Consider the following 18,589-nt stretch of genomic DNA (forward strand, 5'->3'; position numbering starts at 1 on the left):
CAGGAAATCCGAAATCCGAAGCTCGAAATCCGAAACAATGACCAAAACCCTAAATGCATCAATGACAGAAACATCCTGTTTTAAGCTGTTGGTTTTTATCATTTGAACATTCGATATTCGTATTTGTTTCGGATTTCGGATTTCGATATTCGGGTTTTGGCTGAACAGGGTTTTCGTTCAGCCACTAAATATATGAAGGGGGCTCTATGTCATAGAGCACGTTTTCAATGCCCGGAATTCCATTTATTGCCGCACCGATCTCATCAGTGATTTCTTTTTTTGTTTTTTCCTTGAGATATGCCTCTGTTTTAAAGCTGGTGTAGCCGCTTTTGCGGACATTCTGGGTTTCCGCCTTGATATAGACAATTCCGCTGGTGGCGTTTACCGATACCTTTAAATCGGGTTTGCAGTAATTTTCAATGGCCGCTTTGACCCGGGTGCTCAGTGCCAGATCTGCAATGGCTTTTCTTGAATCCGGGGTTGCGGCAAAAGTTTGTCGCCGGGCCGCGTGGCAGATGGTTTCGGCTGCGTCGGCAACTTTCATCCGCTTGATCCGGATGGTCATAGCATAGCTGTGCGGGTCTGTCAGATCCACTTTGTACAAGTAATGGGCCCAGCGTGCCCGGGTGCTGTCTTCTTCGGTAATATAGCTGATGGCCTCTTTGTCGCTGATATTGTGCTTCTGCCGCATAAAGGCAATGCGGTCGGAAAGATCTGCGATGATGCGGATGTTTAATACGTGGGAGATGTCAGGCAGCAGGATGTGAGAGCCGTGGCCGTGATAGACGATATTGTCGTCTTTTGCATGTTCCAGCAATACCGCCTGGATATAGGAAAGGTATTTTTCCTTGCCCCGGGTAAAGCGCTCAAGAACCGAAGGCGCATCGTGAATCGACTGGATCAGTTCCTTTTCCGGTACATTGTAGCGATGGTTGGCTTCTTCGATCAGGGTCTCCCGGCTCAGGATCTTGTAGCCGAGAATTTCTGCTGTTTTTTCCGCAACTTCTTTGCCATGGCTGAAGCATCCGCGGGAAATGGTGATAATGGCCATGAACTTTCCTCCGTTTTCCGTGTTCTTTGAACAATAGTGGGTTACACCCGGTGCAGCTTATGTATCGGGCATGCTTTTTGTTTCTTCTGTATCATAATAATAACGCCCTGCTTTTAATGTCAAACGATTAAATGGGAGATGTCTTGCGCTTCTTCATGCAAAAAATTAATCAACTGTTATTATTGACAGCAGGATCTTGCCGGCTCAGGGGTGAAACCCTTATGATTGTTCTTTGTCCGGGTCAAGGGCAAAAATAAGGGTTTGGCTCCTCTATTGAATGGAGGAAAAATGAAAGACAAAAATCAAGATTTGGGCCCGCAGGGGGTGGTGCTGGATCTCGACGGGGTGATTACGCGGACCGCAGCGGTTCACGGCCGGGCGTGGAAGGACGTGTTTGACGCGTTTTTAAAGGAGCAGGACAAAGATTTTTCGCCGTTTACGGATAAAGATTACCTGACCTACGTGGATGGCAAGCCCCGGTATGACGGGGTCAGTTCCTTTCTGGAATCCAGGGGCATATCCCTTGCCTTCGGCAATCCAGATGATCCGCCCGGAGACCGGACCGTCTGCGGGCTGGGCAACAAAAAAAATGAACGGTTCAACGACCTGGTCCGCGCCGGCGGGGTGGAGGTGTTTGACACCACAGTGGCGTTGATAAAGGAACTGAAACAATCCGGGACCCGGATCGGGGTGGCCTCATCGAGCAAAAACTGCCGGCAGGTGCTTGAGGCGGCAGGGCTGCTGGATTTATTCGAGGTGCGCGTTGACGGGGTGGTGTCTGCCGAGCTGGGCCTGAAGGGAAAGCCGGCCCCGGATATTTTTATCACCGCCTGCAACCGGCTCGGCGTGGCGCCCGTTGATGCAGTGGTGGTGGAAGATGCCGTGTCCGGGGTGCAGGCGGGCAGAAACGGCGGTTTCGGCATGGTCATCGGCGTGGCCCGGGAAACCGATCCCGCAGTACTGCTCCAAAACGGGGCGGACCGGGTGGTACGGGATATGGGTGAAATCTCACCGGCTGATATCCGCACCTGGTTTGAAACCGGCCTGCCGGAAGATCTGTGGTCTGTGACGTTCCACGATTATGATCCGTCCCTGGAAAAAACCCGGGAGACCCTGCTGACCGCTGGAAACGGGTATTTTGCCACCCGGGGGGCCATGGAGGAATCCGTAGCCGGGGAAATCAACTACCCGGGAACCTACATGGCCGGGGTTTTCAATTGCCTGACATCAAAGGTGAGCGGTAAAGACATTGAAAACGAGGATTTTGTCAATTGTCCGAACTGGCTGCCGGTTAATTTCCGCATCGGCTCCGGGCCGTGGATGGATATCAACGCGGTTAAAATCGAATCCATCTGCCGGCGCCTGGATTTTCAAACCGGAATCCTGCACCGGGACATGACCGTGGCCGATGCCATGGGGCGCAGAACACAGATCGTGTCCGAGCGAATCATCAGCATGGCAGATGCCCATGTCTGCGGACTGCGCTACAGCCTCACCCCCATCAACTATGATGAAACCATCACCTTTTCCGCAGCCGTCAATGGGGACGTCATCAATGACGGAGTGGAGCGCTACCGGGATCTGGAGCAGCAGCACCTCACGCCCGTGGATCAGACCGCAGGCGAAGATACCCTCCTGGTGCGGGTGCGCACCGCCGAGTCAGACATTGAGATTGCCGCCGGCGCCAGGGCGGCTGTGGTCTGCGGCGAAAAAATCCCACCGGAGGTCAAACTGGCAGAGGGCCGGGGAGAGCTGCGGTTTTCGGTTTCCGCCCGGAAAAATCAGCCCGTGTGCATGGAAAAACTGGCCGCCTTGTGCACCTCGGCTGATGACAGCACAGAAAGCCCGGCCGCGCGCGTGTTTTCCGCCCTGGAAAACACAACTTCCTTTGATGCGCTCAAATCGGCAAGCATCCATGCATGGTCCCGCCTGTGGAAGGAAATGGACATCCGCGTATCCGGAGACCGGTTTTCCCAGAAAATGCTGCGCCTGCATATGTATCATCTTTTGGTCACGGCATCGCCTCACAACACCGGCCTTGATGCGGGTATGCCCGCCCGGGGCCTGCACGGCGAGGCCTACCGGGGCCACATTTTCTGGGATGAGCTGTTTGTAATGCCCTTTTATGACCTGCATTTTGCCGATATTGCCAGATCCCTTCTCATGTACCGCTACCGCCGGCTGGATTCCGCCCGGGACTATGCCCGGGAGCACGGATTTTCCGGGGCCATGTTTCCATGGCAAAGCGGCCGCACCGGCACCGAGCAGACCCAGACCGTGCACTTAAATCCCCTGACCGGCCAATGGGGCCCGGACAACAGCAGCCTGCAGCGCCACGTGTCTCTGGCCGTGGCCTTCAATACCTGGCAGTATTTCCACATCACCCATGATCTGGCGTTTTTGGAAAACTTCGGGGCTGAAATGTTTTTTGAGATCTGCCGCTTCTGGGCCTCCAAAGCCCGGTGGGACAACGCTCTGTGCCGCTACCGCATCCACGAAGTCATGGGCCCGGACGAATTTCACGAAAAATACCCGGACAAAGACAAGGGCGGGCTCACAGACAATGCCTACACCAATCTCATGGTCCACTGGGCCCTGACCCGGGCTGCAGAGATTTACCGGTACCTGGGCGGCAAGGCCAGAGATACCCTTTGTGAAAAAATCCGCCTGTCCGTGGACGAGATAGAAAAATGGACGCAGATGGCGCAAAAACTCAACATCGTGATGCGCGACGGCTTAATCGCCCAGTTTGACGGGTATTTCTCCTTAAAGGAGCTGGACTGGGATCATTACCGCAGCACTTACGGCGATATCCATCGCATGGACCGGATTTTGAAAAAAGAGGGTAAAAACCCGGACGCCTACAAGGCAGCCAAGCAGGCTGACGTGCTCATGGCGTTTTTCAACCTGGGCGAAGAAGCCATCAAAAAAATGCTGGCATCCATGGGTTATGGGTCGTTGGAGAATCTTCTGGAAAAAAATTTCGATTATTACATGGCCCGTACCTCCCACGGCTCCACCCTGAGCCGGGTGGTGCACGCAGCCCTGGCCCGGCGCCTGGGCCGCAAAGACATTGCCTGGCAGTTTTACCAGGAGGCCCTTTCAAGCGATTATATCGACATTCAGGGCGGCACCACAAAAGAGGGCATCCACACGGGGGTGATGGCCGCCACTGTGCTCATGGCCATGACCGTCTACGGCGGGCTGCGCATGGACAAGGACGTTCTCTCGGTTGATCCCGGCCTGCCAAAGCAATGGGAAAAAATCGCCTTTGGGGTCTGGTTTCAAAAAAAGCGCTTCTCATTTGAAATCACAAAAAACAAAGTTATTCTCATTATAGAATGCCCTGAAGGGGAGGTCGTCCCCGTGGAAGTAAAAGGAAAGACACATCATGTCCCCTGCGGCGTCAAAACCGCATTTCCTTTATAAGCATCCGGTTTGTTTGTCATGCATGCACAATATCCGGCTTCTTATCATCCTGAACCCTGAACCTTGAACCTTGAACCCTGACCCAAGGATTTCCCCCATGCTCGGAGACGTCTTGTTAATCGAGGAAAAGCACAAGCAGGCAGCCGCCCGGATCGCAGATTACGTCCTGGCCGACCGCCAGCCCGGAACCATCATTGCCATCTCAGGCGAATCCGGATCAGGCAAGTCCGAACTGGCCCACTGCCTGGGCCGGGTGCTGAAAGACAAGGGCTTTGCCGCCAAGCTGGTGCACTCGGACAATTATTACCTCACCCTGCCCAAAGACCGCAACGATTGGCGCAAAGCCCACGGGCCAGAGGCCATTGGGCTAAACGAGTACGACTGGGACCGCATCCAACAGACCCTGGAGGATTTCAGGCGGGGCCGCACCGCGCAGATGCCGTGTATCGACCTGATCACCGACCAGGTCGACACCCTGACCACGGATTTCTCACAGATGGATATGCTGGTGCTCGACGGTCTGTACGCCATTGCCGCAAAAAATGTCCATTTCCGGGTGTTCATCGATTTGACCTATCACGAGACCAAAAAGGCCCAGCTTGTGCGCGGCAAGGAAAAGGTGGATGACTGGCGCATGACCGTGCTGGAGCACGAGCACCGGGCCGTGGCCTCCATAAAAAACAAGGCGGATTTCATTGTCACGTCATCATACGAGGTAACACCCGCATGAAAGCAAAAGGATTGCACACACCATGAAAATCTGGCCCGGAACCCCGTTTCCCCTGGGTGCCGTTTATGACGGGGCAGGCACCAATTTTTCCATTTTTTCTGAAATCGCCCACCGGGTGGAGCTCTGCCTGTTTGACGATAACGGCGGCGAGACCCGGGTGGATCTGCCCGAGGTCACGGGATTCTGCTGGCACGGATACCTGCCCGCAGTGGAACCCGGACAGGAGTACGGCTACCGGGTCCACGGTCCCTGGGAGCCGGAAAACGGCCATCGCTGCAATCCGGCAAAACTCCTGCTCGACCCTTATGCCAAGGCCCTTGCCGGACGGGTCCAATGGGACGAGGCCGTGTTTCCCTATGCCTTTGCAGACGGTTCGGACGTGAAAAGCGATGTTGACAGCGCCCCTTTTGTTCCCAAATGCGTGGTCCATCAGCCCCATTTTGACTGGACCGGCGACCGCCGCCTGCATCTTCCCTGGCATGAAACCATTATCTATGAAACCCATGTCAGGGGCTTTACCATGCAGCACTCGGATATTCCGGAAGACCTGCGCGGCACCTATGCCGGCCTGGCCCACCCGGCCGCCATCGAGTATTTTCACGATTTGGGCATTACGGCTGTGGAATTGATGCCGGTGCACAAGTTCATCCACGACAAGCGGCTTGTGGACAATGGGCTTTCCAACTACTGGGGCTATAACTCCATCTGCTATTTTGCCCCGCACGATCAGTATGCCGCAGAACGCCGACCCGGCGGGGTGGTCTCCGAGTTCAAGCAGATGGTCAAGGCCTTTCACCAGGCCGGCATTGAGGTGATCATCGACGTGGTCTACAACCACACCGCAGAGGGCAACCACCAAGGGCCCATGCTCTGCTTTAAGGGAATTGACAACGCCTATTACTACCGGCTCACAGACGATGCCCGCTATTACATGGACTACACCGGCTGCGGCAACACCCTGAACATGCGCCATCCCCATACCCTTCAGCTGCTGATGGACTCGCTTCGTTACTGGATCGAGCAGATGCACGTGGACGGGTTCCGCTTTGACCTGGCCTCGGCCCTGGCCCGGGAACTGCACGACGTGGACCGGCTGTCTGCGTTTTTTGACATCATCCAGCAGGACCCGGTGATCAGCCAGGTCAAGCTCATTGCCGAGCCCTGGGACGTGGGCGAAGGGGGATATCAGGTGGGCAAGTTTCCGCCCCTGTGGTCGGAGTGGAACGGCAAGTACCGCGACTGCATGCGCGACTACTGGCGCGGCGAGGACCAGGTGCTGGAAAAGCTGGCCTCCCGCTTTACCGGCAGCTCGGATCTTTATGAAAACACCTCCAGACTCCCGTATGCCAGTATCAACTTCATCACCGCCCATGACGGATTTTCCTTAAACGATCTGGTCTCCTACAATGAAAAGCACAACCAGGCCAACGGCGAGGACAACAACGACGGCGAGGACCACAACCGCTCCTGGAACTGCGGCGCCGAAGGCCCCACAGACGATCCTGAAATCCTGGAACTGCGCGCCCGGCAGAAGCGCAATTTCCTGACCACATTGTTTTTGTCCCAGGGCGTGCCCATGCTTCTGGGCGGAGACGAAATGGGCCGCACCCAGCAGGGCAACAACAACGCCTACTGCCAGGACAATGAGATTTCCTGGTATAACTGGGAAAACGCGGATTTGGATTTGCAGGCGTTTTGCCGCAAATTGATCGCCTTTCGGCGGGAACACCCGGTGTTCCGCCGCCGCCGCTGGTTCCAGGGCCGGCCCATCCACGGAAGCGATGTCAAGGACATTGCCTGGTTTAACACCGACGGCCGGCAAAAGGCAGAGGAGGAATGGGATGACGCATCCGCCCGGACCCTGGGGGTTTTTTTAAACGGCCAATCCATTCCCAACCCCCATATCAAGGCTGATCCGGTAACCGATGACAGCTTCTACATTATTTTAAATGCCCACCACGAAACCCTGGACGTGAACCTGCCCGGGGAAAAATGGGGCAGCGGCTGGTTCCGGGTAATCGACACCGCTGCAGGCGGTTTTGTGGAAGACGAAAACCGGATCGAAGCCGGCGGCCAAATCCGGCTGGAGGGTCGATCGGTTGTGCTTTTCCAGGTTGAGGAAAAGGAGCCGGACGGGCAATGACGCCGCAAACGGAAAACCACATCCCCAGGGCCACCTATCGCCTTCAGTTTCACCCGGGCTTTACCTTTGACCATGCCGCGCAGATCGCAGACTATTTAGCCGCCCTGGGGGTGAGCCACGTGTATGCCTCCCCGTATCTGCAGGCCGCCCCCGGCTCAACCCATGGCTATGACGTCACAGACCCGTCCCGGGTCAATGCCGAACTCGGCGGCCAGTCCGGCCATGACCGATTCTGCAGTGCTTTGGCAAACGCCGGCCTGGGCCAGGTCATCGACATTGTGCCCAATCACATGGCCGTATCCCACCCTGCCGCCAACAAGTGGTGGTGGGATGTGCTCAAAAACGGTCCTGCCAGCGCTTATGCCGGGTATTTTGACATTGACTGGAATCCCCCGGAAAACCGCATGGCCGGCAAAATCCTGCTGCCCATCCTGGAAGACCAGTACGGCCGGGTCCTGGAAGCCGGCAAAATCCGGGTGGCGGTTTGCCCGGAACAAGGCCTTGTGTGCCGATATCACGATCATGTGCTGCCCCTGCGGCACGGTTTTGCGGAAAATATCGCAGACCATGCAGACCCGGCCTGCCGGGCCGCGGTCCTGGCTGATCATTTTAACACCAATATCAACGCCCTGGACAACCTCCTGGAAAACCAGCACTACCGTCTGGCCAGTTGGCGCGCCGCATCCCAGGACATTAACTACCGCCGGTTTTTTGCCATCAACTCCCTGGCCGGGGTGCGCGTGGAAGACCCGGCCGTGTTTGAAGCCACCCACGCCCGCATTCTTGACTGGGCGGCACAGGGCCGGGTCTGCGGCCTGCGCATTGATCATCCTGACGGGTTAAAGGACCCGGAGCAATATCTCAGCCGGCTGCAAAGCGCCGCCCCTGACGCCTGGATTGTTGTGGAAAAAATCCTTCACCCCGGAGAGGATCTGCCCGGATCATGGCCGGCTGCGGGCACCACCGGGTATGATTTTTTAAATCTTGTCACCGGCTTGTTTGTGGACCCGGCAAACAAAACCGCTTTCACCGGGATTTACGAAAAATTCACCAGCCGCAAAACCAGCTACCCAGACCTTGCCCACGCGTGCAAGCACCGGGTCATGGAAGACCTGCTGGGCGCCGAAATCTCCCGGCTGACCCACCGGCTGGTGACTATTTGCGAAAACCACCGCTGCTTCCGGGATCATACCCGCAAAGAGCTTTTCCGGGCGATTTGCCGGATGCTTGCCTGCATGCCGGTTTACCGCACCTATGTGCGCGAAAACATCCCGGCAGACAGCGCAGACACCCAAGTTATCGCCCGCACCGCAGCTGAAGCCAAATCCCGCCAGCCCGAAACCGATCCCCGGCTGTTTGATTTTCTGGCCGATCTTTGCTGCGGCCGGATTGTCGGCGAGGCAGAGACCCAATGGATGCTTTTGTTCCAGCAGGTCTCAGGCCCGGTCACGGCCAAGGGCATCGAGGACACGGCCTTTTATCGGTATCACCGCCTGATCTGCCTAAACGAGGTGGGCGGGGACCCGGAGGCGTTCGGCCTGTCTGCCGGGGCATTTCACGAGGCCATGATTTCCAGGCAGAAGAAATGCCCGGCTGCCATGCTGGCCACCTCCACACATGACACCAAGCGAAGCGAGGATGTGCGCGCCCGCCTGGCGCTGTTATCCGAGATCCCGGACCAGTGGGGGGCGGCCGTGCGCCGCTGGGCCGCCCACAACGCCATGCACAAGACCGGACATCTGCCGGATGCCAATATTGAATACCTGTTCTACCAGTCCCTGGTCGGGGCATGGCCCATGGATGCGGACCGGGCCTGCGCGTTTATCCAAAAAGCCGCCCGTGAGGCCCGGGAGTTTACCTGCTGGGAGCAGCCCGATGAAGCCTATGAAGATGCCCTGCTGGCCTTTGTCCGAAATCTTCTGGCAGATTCCTTTTTCATGTCTGACTTTGAGGCCTTTGTGGACCCGCTCATCTTCCCGGGCCGGATCAATTCCCTGTCCCAGACCCTTGTGAAGCTCACGGCCCCGGGCGTGCCCGATTTATACCAGGGCACCGAGCTTTGGGATTTGAGCCTGGTGGACCCGGACAACCGCAGGCCGGTGGATTTTGCACGGCGCCGCCATTTGCTCAAATCCATCAAAGATATGACCCTGGCGCAGATCCTGGCAGACATGGATTCCGGCCTGCCAAAGCTGTTTTTAACCAGCCGGGTCCTGGGTTTTCGCACACAACACCCGCATCTGTTTTCTCCAAATGCCCAGTATCAGCCGGTTCACGTGACCGGCCCGCACCAGGACCATTCCCTGGCGTATCTGCGCGGAAAACAGGCCGCAGTGATCGTCCCGCGCCTGATCATGAACTTTCCCGGCCATTGGGCCGACACCCGAGTTCGCCTGCCCGGGGGCCAATGGAAAAATATTTTGACAAACCAGACTGCCGTCGGCCCGGAATTTCGTTTACAGGATATCCTCAGCCAATTCCCGGTTGCCCTGATGGCCCGGAGCAACTGAGTCAAATGGGTCAATGAAGCCATGCATAAAAGGAAACCTCCCATGAACCGCCTTGCCGTCTGGGCCCCGTTTGCCGACAGCCTTGAAGCACAGATCAGCGGGCGGAGCATACCGCTTGAAAAAACAGCCGGCAGCTGGTGGCGCCTGGGCCAACCCGTTGCCCCGGCAACCGATTACGCCTTTGTGGTAAATAATCAAAACCCCGTGCCCGATCCCCGTTCCATGCGCCAGCCCAAAGGTATTGACGGCCCCTCGCAAACCCTGGATCATAGCGCCTTTGTCTGGGGCGATGACGGTTTTCAGCCCCGGCCCCTGTCATCTGCGGTGATCTATGAACTCCATGTGGGTACGTTTTCCGAGCAGGGCACGTTTGATGGGGTGACCGGGCACCTGGATCATCTTCTGGGCCTGGGCGTCACCCACGTGGAAATCATGCCGGTAAACGGGTTTTCCGGCTCCCGCGGCTGGGGATATGACGGGGTTAATTTGTTTGCTCCCCACGAGGCCTACGGCGGCCCGGAGGGGTTTAAGCGCCTGGTCAACGCCTGCCACGCCAAAGGCCTGGCCGTGATCCTGGATGTGGTCTACAACCACCTGGGCCCGGCCGGCAATTACCTGGATTGCTTTGGGCCGTATTTCACGGATCACTACCAGTCCCCCTGGGGCCGGGCCGTGAACCTCGACGGCGCAGAAAGCCACGAGGTGCGCGGGTTTTTCTGCGACAACGCGGCCATGTGGCTGCGCGACTACCGCGTGGACGGCCTTCGCATTGACGCGGTCCACGGGTTTTTCGATCTTTCGGCAATTCATTTTCTCGAAGATCTTCGCCGGACAGCCGACCAAATCCAGGCCCAAACCGGCCGCCACAAAATTTTGATCGCGGAAAGCGACTTAAACGATCCCCGCACTGTCCGGCCCGCAGCCGCAGGCGGCCACGGCATGGACGCCCAATGGAGCGATGACTTCCATCATGCTCTCCACGCCGTGCTCACAGGCGAGCAAGCCGGGTATTACGCGGATTTTGGAAAACTTTCCCACATTGCCCGGGCTCTGACCCGGGTGTTTGTGTATGACAATCAGTTTTCCGCTTTCCGCCGGCGTTATCACGGCAGGCCCGTGCACGGCCTTTCCGGGCATCGGTTTCTGGGCTATCTGCAAAATCACGACCAAGTGGGCAACCGGGCTCTGGGCGAGCGCTTAAGCCGCCTGGTCAGCCCGGGCTGCCTTAAAACCGGCGCAGCCCTCATGCTGCTGTCTCCATTTGTTCCCATGCTGTTTCAGGGCGAGGAATGGGCGGCGTCCACACCGTTCCAGTATTTCACGGATCACTCAGACCCGGAGCTGGGCGAGGCGGTCAAAAAGGGCCGGTGCAAAGAATTTGCCGCTTTCGGCTGGGATCCGGAACAAATCCCGGATCCCCAGGCCAGTGACACCTTTGCCCGATGCGTGCTGAAATGGGACGAAAAGCAAACTCGGCCCCATGCAGAGATCCTGGAGTGGTACAGGCAGTTGATCGCGCTGCGCAAAAACCTGCCCGATGCCGCAGACGGCCGCATGGACCGGGTGCAGGCCACAGCAGACGACACCGCCGGCTGGCTGGTCATGACCCGGGGCGCACTGACAGTGGCCTGCAACCTGGCCGACCAGACACAGCTTGTGCCCCTCTCCGGGGCAGACCGGATGGAGATCAGGCTTTGTCCGGCAAAAAATTCGCAAATCACCGCGGCCGGCATTGAACTGCCGGCTGATTGCGTGGCAGTGCTTTATCAGAACCCGGCCATGGAGGAATCAGGATGATCAAAATACGCTCAAGCGGCATTCTGCTGCCCGTTCAAAGCCTTGCCGCAAAGTATGGCATCGGCGACCTGGGCCCTGCGGCCCGGGAGTTTGTTCAGTTCCTGCACGCCGCAGGCCAGCACGTATGGCAGATCCTGCCCGTGACCCCCACCGAGGCCCAACACGGCCATTCCCCGTATCACAGCCCCTCGGCCTTTGCGTTCAACCCCCTGCTCATCAGCCCGGAGCAGATGGTTGAACACGGCTTTATCGGCAAGGCCGATCTGAACGGCATCGCGGAGATCACCGCCTCCCCGGGCAAAATCGCCTATGACGCGGCCTGGGAAGTCAGAAAGGATCTTTTTGCAAAGGCCTTTGAGCTCCACCGCAAAGAGCCGGACTTTGAGGCATTCTGCCGGCAGCACGCCCACTGGCTCGATGACTATGCCCTGTTTACCGTGCTCACCCGCCAGTACCGGGACCGTTTCTGGCACCAGTGGCCCGCAGACCTGGTCCGCCGTCAGCCCGATGCCCTGGCGGCCGCATCCCGGCAGCTGGCCGGGCCCATTGCCTGGATCTGCTTTCTGGAGTACCTGTTTTACCGACAGTGGACAGACCTGCGGGATTTCTGCGCCCAACACGAAATCGCCATCATGGGGGACCTGCCCATTTATGTGCCCCTGCACAGCGCAGATGTCTGGTGCCGGCCCGAACTGTTCAAGCTGGATCCGGAGTTTCAGCCCGTGGTTGTCTCGGGCGTGCCCCCGGATTATTTCAGTGACACCGGCCAGCTCTGGGGCCATCCGGTCTACGACTGGCACACCCATGAAAAACAAGGCTTTGACTGTTGGATTTCCCGCATCTCCCACAATCTGGACTTGTTTGACATCCTGCGCATCGACCATTTCCGGGGCCTGGTGGCTTGCTGGGAGGTGCCCGCAGCCGACACCACTGCCTTAAACGGCAAATGGCATCAGGTGCCGGTGCATTCTTTTTTCAGGGCCCTGCACCACCGCATTTCCTGTCTGCCCCTGGTGGCCGAGGATCTGGGCCATATCACCGCAGATGTCCGGGAAGTCATGGCCCAATACGATCTGCCCGGCATGCGCGTGCTCGTGTTCGGTTTCAATAATGATCCGTCCCAAAACCCCAACGCCCCCCACAACGTGGACCCGGCCGGCGTGGTCTACACCGGCACCCACGACACCAACACCGCCGCGGGCTGGTTTGAAAACGAGGCCACGGAAATCGCCCAAAAACGCGCCTCTGCCTATTTCGGCGCAAACCTCACCCCAGCCACTTTTGCCCGCCTCCTGGTGCGCGCGGCCATGATGTCTACGGCCCGCCTCTGCATCCTGCCCATCCAGGACATCCTGGCCCTGGGCCAGCAAGCCCGGATCAACCATCCGGCCAGACCAAAGGGCAACTGGCTCTGGCGGCTCAAACCGAACCAGCTCACCGCCGAAGACGCCACCCGGCATCTTACTCTCACCAAGATTTACGGCCGCGCCTGATATGTTTCAATCGGTCCGAACGCTTTGGATGGATACGCGAAAAAAACCCGAGAAAAAAGACACTGGAAAGTATGATGCTTAATGAACTCGAACTGAGCCCAAGGCAGCGCGCGACCATTGCCGCAGCCATGACCCTGGGAGCAGTGCTGTTGCTTTTGGCGGCTCTCAGCGCATTTGTGTGGGGATTGGCGCGCTTTGTCGGCGTTTTTCAGAATGTATTGTTCCCACCCGTGGTTGCGGGTATTCTGACGATGCTTCTGCGGCCCTATTACACCCGGCTGGTTGGGATCTGCCGCGGATCCCGCGCCGGGGGCCTGGCTTTGTTTTTTCTTTCCGCCCTCATTCCGCTGGGAGCCTTTGTCTGGTTTGCCGGCGTGTTTGCAGCCAATGAACTGCTCCGGCTGTTTGAAGATTTGCCGTCCATGTTTGATGCCATGCTCGAGACGGGCCGGTCTCTTTGGCCGCAGGTCTCGGCACTGCTGGAGAAATACGGGCTGATATCCGGGCTTGACGGCCTGCTGGACAATCCCGGAAAAATGGCCGCCAGTGTGCTTCAGACTTCCTGGGAGCGAATGTCGCAGCCCATTGCTCAAATGTTTCAGTCCGTGACGGGATTGCTGGCCTGGGCGGTGGTTCCCCTTTATTTGGCCTTTTTTCTCATGGCCAGGCCGTTTGAACCCAACCAGATCAGACAATTTCTGCCGTTTCTCAAAAAGGAAACCAGAGAAGACGTAATCTATTTGTTGGATCAGTTCATCGGCATCCTCCTGACGTTTTTCCGCGGCCAGATCATTATCGCCCTGGCCCAGGGCGTGCTTTTTGCAGCAGGGTTTGCCATGGTCGGGTTTCCTTACAGTATCGTTGTGGGCCTGACGCTGGGGTTGCTCAATATCATTCCCTACCTGGGCAGCATCGTGGGACTCGGTGTTGCGCTGCCGCTGGCCTATTTCGGCGATGATGGCGGTTTTTTGCGGGTGGGGCTGACGCTGGGGGTGTTTGGTGCGGTTCAGGCCATTGAAGGCTATGTTCTCACACCAAGAATTATGGGCAACCGCACGGGACTGCATCCGGCCCTCATCATTTTCGCGGTCTTTTTCTGGGGCGTGGCACTCGGCGGCATCCTCGGTATGATGCTGGCCATTCCTTTGACCGCCTTTGCCGTGGTGTTTTGGAGGTTGTTGAAAAAGAAGTATATTGCAGAAGTCGTGTAAATAAGATTTCCAAGCAAAGTCCGGCCGGGCCAGGCGATGCAGATGATTTCAAAATAATGCGCGGGCCGGAGGCGAGCGGTTGAGAGAAAAATCCGTTTTTTTGGATTGTGCCATCAGATACAAGGTTCCCTTATTGACATTGGATAGAAAGCTGATCGCGTCTGCCTCAAATTTTAGCGTTGAAACTCTGGAGGTTTAAAATGCAGGTTTTTACATATGCACGCCATTCATCCGTACCCCTTTTTAAAGGCCCAAATGGCCAAGCTTTCCAAAGCCGCTTGGCCTTCGCCAAAGCCATATTCATGATTAAAATCTCCGTATAACTCAAATATAGGATAGTGCCTGAACGAAAACCGTTTTTTCCGCCAATCTCTGCGTCCGGCTCAAATTTTAATCCTCAAAATACGTCGAGTATTCCTGCGGTTAAAATTTTCGCCGTCCTGGACCTTAACGAAAAATCCTGGTTTTCGTTCGGGCACTAGGATATGCTAATATATAGATAACAATGACCAACCAGTAGCCTGACAGCAGAGTGAGCGGGCGCGGTGGACCCAGGCGGTTTTTGACAAGTTCGTGGGTGTGCCGCTCAGCTCAAACTTGCTGTGAAATACACGGCAAACAAAAAGGAAGTTGAAAAAGTCCCATGAAACTGGAAAATGATTCATATAAAAAAATTATTGAAAACCTCCATGACGGTTTATATCTGGTGGATCAAAACAGGGTGATTACATACTGGAACAAAGGCGCGGAAAATATTTCCGGATTTGCCGCTTCTGAAGTTATTGGCAGATCCTGTTCCGACAATATACTTACCCATCTTGACAGCGACTTTAACAATTTATGCCTGGAGGGGTGCCCTCTTGCAGCGAGCATGGCTGACGGAAAGCGTCGTGATGCTGAAGTATACATGCATCACAGGAAAGGGCACAGAATATCGGTATCTGTCCGCGTCAGCACACTGACCGACAAAGACGGTCATATTATCGGCGGAATAGAATTGTTTACAGATATCAGCAATCACGAAACCAATAAATCAAGGGTCAGGGAGCTTGAAAAGCTGGCCCTTCTTGACAATCTTACGCAGCTGGCAAACAGGCGATACATTGAAAGCGAGATAAACAACAGGCTGGAAGAGAAAAAACGTTTCAACCTTTCCTTTGGTATCCTTTTTATTGATATTGATCATTTCAAGCAGTTCAATGATACATATGGCCATGATGTGGGTGACAAGGTTCTTAAATTTATAGCAAATAATTTTACCTCCAATTCCAGGCCCTTTGACCTGTACGGGCGCTGGGGAGGCGAAGAGTTCATCGGCATTATACGCAACATAAACGAACAAGACCTCATAACTATTGCAAATAAAGTGCGCAGCCTTGTGGAAAAGTCCTACATCAGTCATGACGGCAAAATTTTGCAGGTGACAATTTCTGTAGGCGCCACCCTGGTTCGCCAGGGCGACAGCATTGAAAGCCTTATAAAAAGAGCAGATGCCCTTTTGTACAAAAGCAAAGCAGCCGGTCGAAATTGCGTGACAACCTGCCTGACGGATGTAGCAGTATGAAACGAAGGCTCAGGAAGTTTTTCATTGAGAAGTGCTTGAGGATTGGTTAACCTAAAAATGGTTTATTTACCCTTAATTAGAGGTTGGTATGGATATTTCATTACCTTTGGATAAAATGACAAATCTGGATAAAATAGCGGTGATGGAGAAAATATGGGATGATCTTTGCCGAAATCCTGAAGCCATATCATCGCCTGAATGGCACCGGAAAATTTTGCAGGCCAGAGAGCAGGATATAAAGAAAGGGACGGCAGAATTTACAGATTTTGATTGTGCCAGGGAAAGAATCAGGAACAAAACCAAATGAAACCGGAATTCACGCCCTTCATTTTGGATATCACCGTTTGCTTTCAAAAAGGTTTCCCTTCGCTGTCTATTATCGTTTTCATGATGAAATAATCCGGGTTTATGCTGTTTTGGATTGCCGCAGGAGTCCTGCATGGACTAGAAACAGGCTTTCTTGATCTCCGGCCCGGCGCCTGCAAAGGGGCGTTAGACCCTCTTTTATCTGAAGTATCTGGAATCCGCTCCGGGGTTCGTACAGGCGGAACAAATACCGCAATTTACGGCCGAAAATAAAAGGAGCCGCTTGTGAGGGCTGTGGCAGTTGACTGGTCCGGCGCAAAAAACCCGGCAAATAAGATCTGGCTCGCCGGAGCCGACCAGGGCTCTCTGACCCGCCTCGAACCCATGCGGTCCCGGGAAGAGGCCATCAATGAAGTGATTGGACACCTTTGTTCCCGCAAAAAGACCGTTGCCGGACTGGATTTCGGATTCTCCCTGCCGGCCTGGTTTTTTCGGCAGAATGCCTTGTCAAATGTATCCGAGCTATGGGCGCTGGCCGAGCGCCACGGCGAAAAATGGCTCAGCCAATGCTGCCGGCCCTTTTGGGGCCGGCCCGGAAAAACAAAGCCCCCTCTCGAAGCCCATTTCCGCAGAACAGAGGAGCAATGCAGGCGGACTTTGGGCGTCAGCCCGAAATCCGTGTTTCAAATCGGCGGCGCCGGCGCCGTCGGCACCGGTTCCATCCGGGGCATGCCGTTTCTCCGCAGAATTCGAGAACAGGGCGTTGGCGTCTGGCCCTTTGATACCTGCGGACTCCCGCTTGTGGTGGAGATTTATCCCAGGATTATGACCGGGCCCGTGGTGAAGCGTTCCGGGCAAAGCCGGGCCGATTACCTGGCGGCTCACTGGCCGGATCTGCCCCCGAAACCGGCATCACATGCAATCCATTCAGAAGACGCATTTGACGCCGCGGTTTCAGCCCTGATCATGGACGCCCATTTCCCGGAGTTTGAAAATTTGCCCCCGGTCGACCATATTGCCCGGCTTGAAGGGGAGATATGGGTGCCCGATCCGACCTGCATTTAACTCCCGCCAAAATCCACGACCCCGCCTGATATTTTCTATCCTGCCCGATTCTCGCGCTTCCCGAACTTTCTGCCATTTGCATACTCAGTATTCCCTTCCGGCAGTTTTCCGGAAAACATAGCGGTCATAGGGCATCAGATGATTCCGGGCGGTTTCCGGGAGTTGCTCTTTTGCCCCGATCACCAGAAAACCGCCGGGCCTCAGCGCGTTTATAACCCGCTGCAGGGGTTTTGCGGACAGATCCGGCATGTAATAGGTCAGCAGGCTGTTTCTCAGAAAGACCAGATCCAGGTCTTCTGCCGGCGGCGGATCTGTGAGCAGATCCTGCACCCGCCAGTCAATGCCGTTTTTGACCCAGGGCCTCACAATATAGCGGTCTTTTTTCACATTGAAAAACCAGTCGCTCCGCCTTTCCGCATCTGCATCCCGCAGGGCGCCGCTCAGGTATATGCCTTTTTTCGCGCGCTCCAGGTATTGGGGCGCAAGATCGGTGGCGATCATTTTCAGCCGGGGAGGCGTGCTGTATTTTGCGGTAAAGGTTTCCCACAAGATCCGGAAGCTGTAGACTTCTTCGCCGCCGGCGCATCCGGCAGACCAGACCTTTACCGGTTCCGGCTGCTGGGCTGCAAGTTCGGGCAGAACATAGGCTTCAAGGATTTCCCACAACCGCAGATCCCGGAAAAAGCGTGAAATGGAAACGGTCAATTGCCGCCTGCATTCGGCCCGGAGGCCCGGATCGGCCTCCAGCCGCGCCAGATAATGGTCCATGTTCCGGCATCCCAGTTCCTGCATGTGCCGGATCACACGTTTTTTGACCCCTTTGCGGACCTTGCGGTAGCCGTCCCACGAATAATTCAGAAACCCCAGAAGCATTGCAAACTGCCGGTCATCCAACATCGCCTCCCTGTCCATCATCGCCTGTGCGGGCCAGTGCGCCCGGGCGCACTGGCTTTTGCGGATGCCATGATTTTTATCCGGATTTGATCCTGCGTCAAGGTTTCTGCTATTTAGTGCCTGAACGAAAACCGTCTTTTTCGCCAATCTCTGCGTCCGGCTCAAATTTTAATCCTCAAAATACGTCGAGTATTCCTGCGGTTAAAATTTTCGCCGTCCTTGACCTTGACGAAAAATCTTGGTTTTCGTTCGGGCACTATTTAGGAAAGTGAATACCGGTGGCATTTCATTTAGAAAAGTTTTGAAAGGAATGCGGGCACATGAAAAAAAAGCGGACCAAGACAATTTTCGGCCTGACTGCAGCGCTTGTTATCATCGTGGCGCTCTTTTTTTTGC

At 55.8% G+C, this 18,589-nt stretch carries 12 protein-coding genes; 10 read left to right on the top strand and 2 right to left on the bottom strand.

The annotated features are described in order from the left end of the window. Nucleotides 1-184: 184 nt before the first annotated feature. The gene (locus R6U41_RS09915) at nucleotides 185-1,051 is read right to left on the bottom strand and encodes an AAA family ATPase (protein WP_410269679.1); all 867 of its coding nucleotides are present in this window, start codon (nucleotides 1,049-1,051) and stop codon (nucleotides 185-187) included. Between the two features lie 288 nt (nucleotides 1,052-1,339). Between R6U41_RS09915 and R6U41_RS09920 the strand changes: the two genes are divergently transcribed. The 10 genes from R6U41_RS09920 to R6U41_RS09965 all read left to right on the top strand — a co-directional run bounded on the left by R6U41_RS09920 (nucleotide 1,340) and on the right by R6U41_RS09965 (nucleotide 17,299). Further along, complete coding sequence (locus R6U41_RS09920) at nucleotides 1,340-4,480, top strand: beta-phosphoglucomutase family hydrolase (protein WP_410269680.1); 3,141 nt, start codon at nucleotides 1,340-1,342, stop codon at nucleotides 4,478-4,480. Between the two features lie 97 nt (nucleotides 4,481-4,577). Then, nucleotides 4,578-5,210: a uridine kinase gene (locus tag R6U41_RS09925; RefSeq protein WP_410269681.1), complete on the top strand. Its 633-nt coding sequence runs from the start codon at nucleotides 4,578-4,580 to the stop codon at nucleotides 5,208-5,210. A 22-nt stretch (nucleotides 5,211-5,232) separates the two neighbouring features. After that, nucleotides 5,233-7,353, top strand: a complete 2,121-nt coding sequence (glgX, locus tag R6U41_RS09930) for a glycogen debranching protein GlgX (RefSeq protein ID WP_410269682.1) — start codon at nucleotides 5,233-5,235, stop codon at nucleotides 7,351-7,353. Beyond that, on the top strand, nucleotides 7,350-9,863 hold the full coding sequence (gene treY, locus R6U41_RS09935; protein ID WP_410269683.1) for a malto-oligosyltrehalose synthase: 2,514 nt from the start codon (nucleotides 7,350-7,352) through the stop codon (nucleotides 9,861-9,863). The genes glgX and treY overlap by 4 nt, the downstream gene beginning before the upstream one ends. Before the next feature lie 42 nt (nucleotides 9,864-9,905). Continuing rightward, entirely contained in the window at nucleotides 9,906-11,660 is a 1,755-nt protein-coding gene (gene treZ / locus R6U41_RS09940; protein ID WP_410269684.1) for a malto-oligosyltrehalose trehalohydrolase, read from the top strand. Continuing rightward, complete coding sequence (malQ, locus tag R6U41_RS09945) at nucleotides 11,657-13,153, top strand: 4-alpha-glucanotransferase (protein WP_410269685.1); 1,497 nt, start codon at nucleotides 11,657-11,659, stop codon at nucleotides 13,151-13,153. The genes treZ and malQ overlap by 4 nt, the downstream gene beginning before the upstream one ends. Nucleotides 13,154-13,224: 71 nt before the next feature. After that, nucleotides 13,225-14,364, top strand: coding sequence for an AI-2E family transporter (locus R6U41_RS09950; protein ID WP_410269686.1), 1,140 nt, complete (start codon nucleotides 13,225-13,227; stop codon nucleotides 14,362-14,364). 643 nt (nucleotides 14,365-15,007) lie between these two features. Beyond that, a complete protein-coding gene (locus R6U41_RS09955) occupies nucleotides 15,008-15,928 on the top strand; it encodes a diguanylate cyclase (protein WP_410269687.1) in 921 nt (306 codons plus the stop codon). A gap of 88 nt (nucleotides 15,929-16,016) precedes the next feature. Further along, nucleotides 16,017-16,235 (top strand): addiction module protein, encoded by a 219-nt coding sequence (locus tag R6U41_RS09960; protein ID WP_410269688.1) that lies wholly within the window; start codon nucleotides 16,017-16,019, stop codon nucleotides 16,233-16,235. 284 nt (nucleotides 16,236-16,519) lie between these two features. Continuing rightward, complete coding sequence (locus tag R6U41_RS09965) at nucleotides 16,520-17,299, top strand: hypothetical protein (RefSeq protein WP_410269689.1); 780 nt, start codon at nucleotides 16,520-16,522, stop codon at nucleotides 17,297-17,299. An 84-nt stretch (nucleotides 17,300-17,383) separates the two neighbouring features. Here R6U41_RS09965 and R6U41_RS09970 read toward each other — a convergent pair whose 3' ends face one another. Then, nucleotides 17,384-18,340, bottom strand: a complete 957-nt coding sequence (locus R6U41_RS09970) for a CheR family methyltransferase (protein WP_410269690.1) — start codon at nucleotides 18,338-18,340, stop codon at nucleotides 17,384-17,386. Between the last annotated feature and the right edge of the window lie 249 nt (nucleotides 18,341-18,589).

This window comes from Desulfosalsimonas sp., from assembly GCF_046483245.1.
Lineage (GTDB): Bacteria > Desulfobacterota > Desulfobacteria > Desulfobacterales > Desulfosalsimonadaceae > Desulfosalsimonas.

Bases quoted from the DNA above. Each gene is read 5' to 3' on its own strand.
- R6U41_RS09915 (WP_410269679.1), bottom strand. From the start codon at position 1,051: ATGGCCATTATCACCATTTCCCGCGGATGCTTCAGCCATGGCAAAGAA.
- R6U41_RS09920 (WP_410269680.1), top strand. From the start codon at position 1,340: ATGAAAGACAAAAATCAAGATTTGGGCCCGCAGGGGGTGGTGCTGGAT.
- R6U41_RS09925 (WP_410269681.1), top strand. From the start codon at position 4,578: ATGCTCGGAGACGTCTTGTTAATCGAGGAAAAGCACAAGCAGGCAGCC.
- glgX (WP_410269682.1), top strand. From the start codon at position 5,233: ATGAAAATCTGGCCCGGAACCCCGTTTCCCCTGGGTGCCGTTTATGAC.
- treY (WP_410269683.1), top strand. From the start codon at position 7,350: ATGACGCCGCAAACGGAAAACCACATCCCCAGGGCCACCTATCGCCTT.
- treZ (WP_410269684.1), top strand. From the start codon at position 9,906: ATGAACCGCCTTGCCGTCTGGGCCCCGTTTGCCGACAGCCTTGAAGCA.
- malQ (WP_410269685.1), top strand. From the start codon at position 11,657: ATGATCAAAATACGCTCAAGCGGCATTCTGCTGCCCGTTCAAAGCCTT.
- R6U41_RS09950 (WP_410269686.1), top strand. From the start codon at position 13,225: ATGATGCTTAATGAACTCGAACTGAGCCCAAGGCAGCGCGCGACCATT.
- R6U41_RS09955 (WP_410269687.1), top strand. From the start codon at position 15,008: ATGAAACTGGAAAATGATTCATATAAAAAAATTATTGAAAACCTCCAT.
- R6U41_RS09960 (WP_410269688.1), top strand. From the start codon at position 16,017: ATGGATATTTCATTACCTTTGGATAAAATGACAAATCTGGATAAAATA.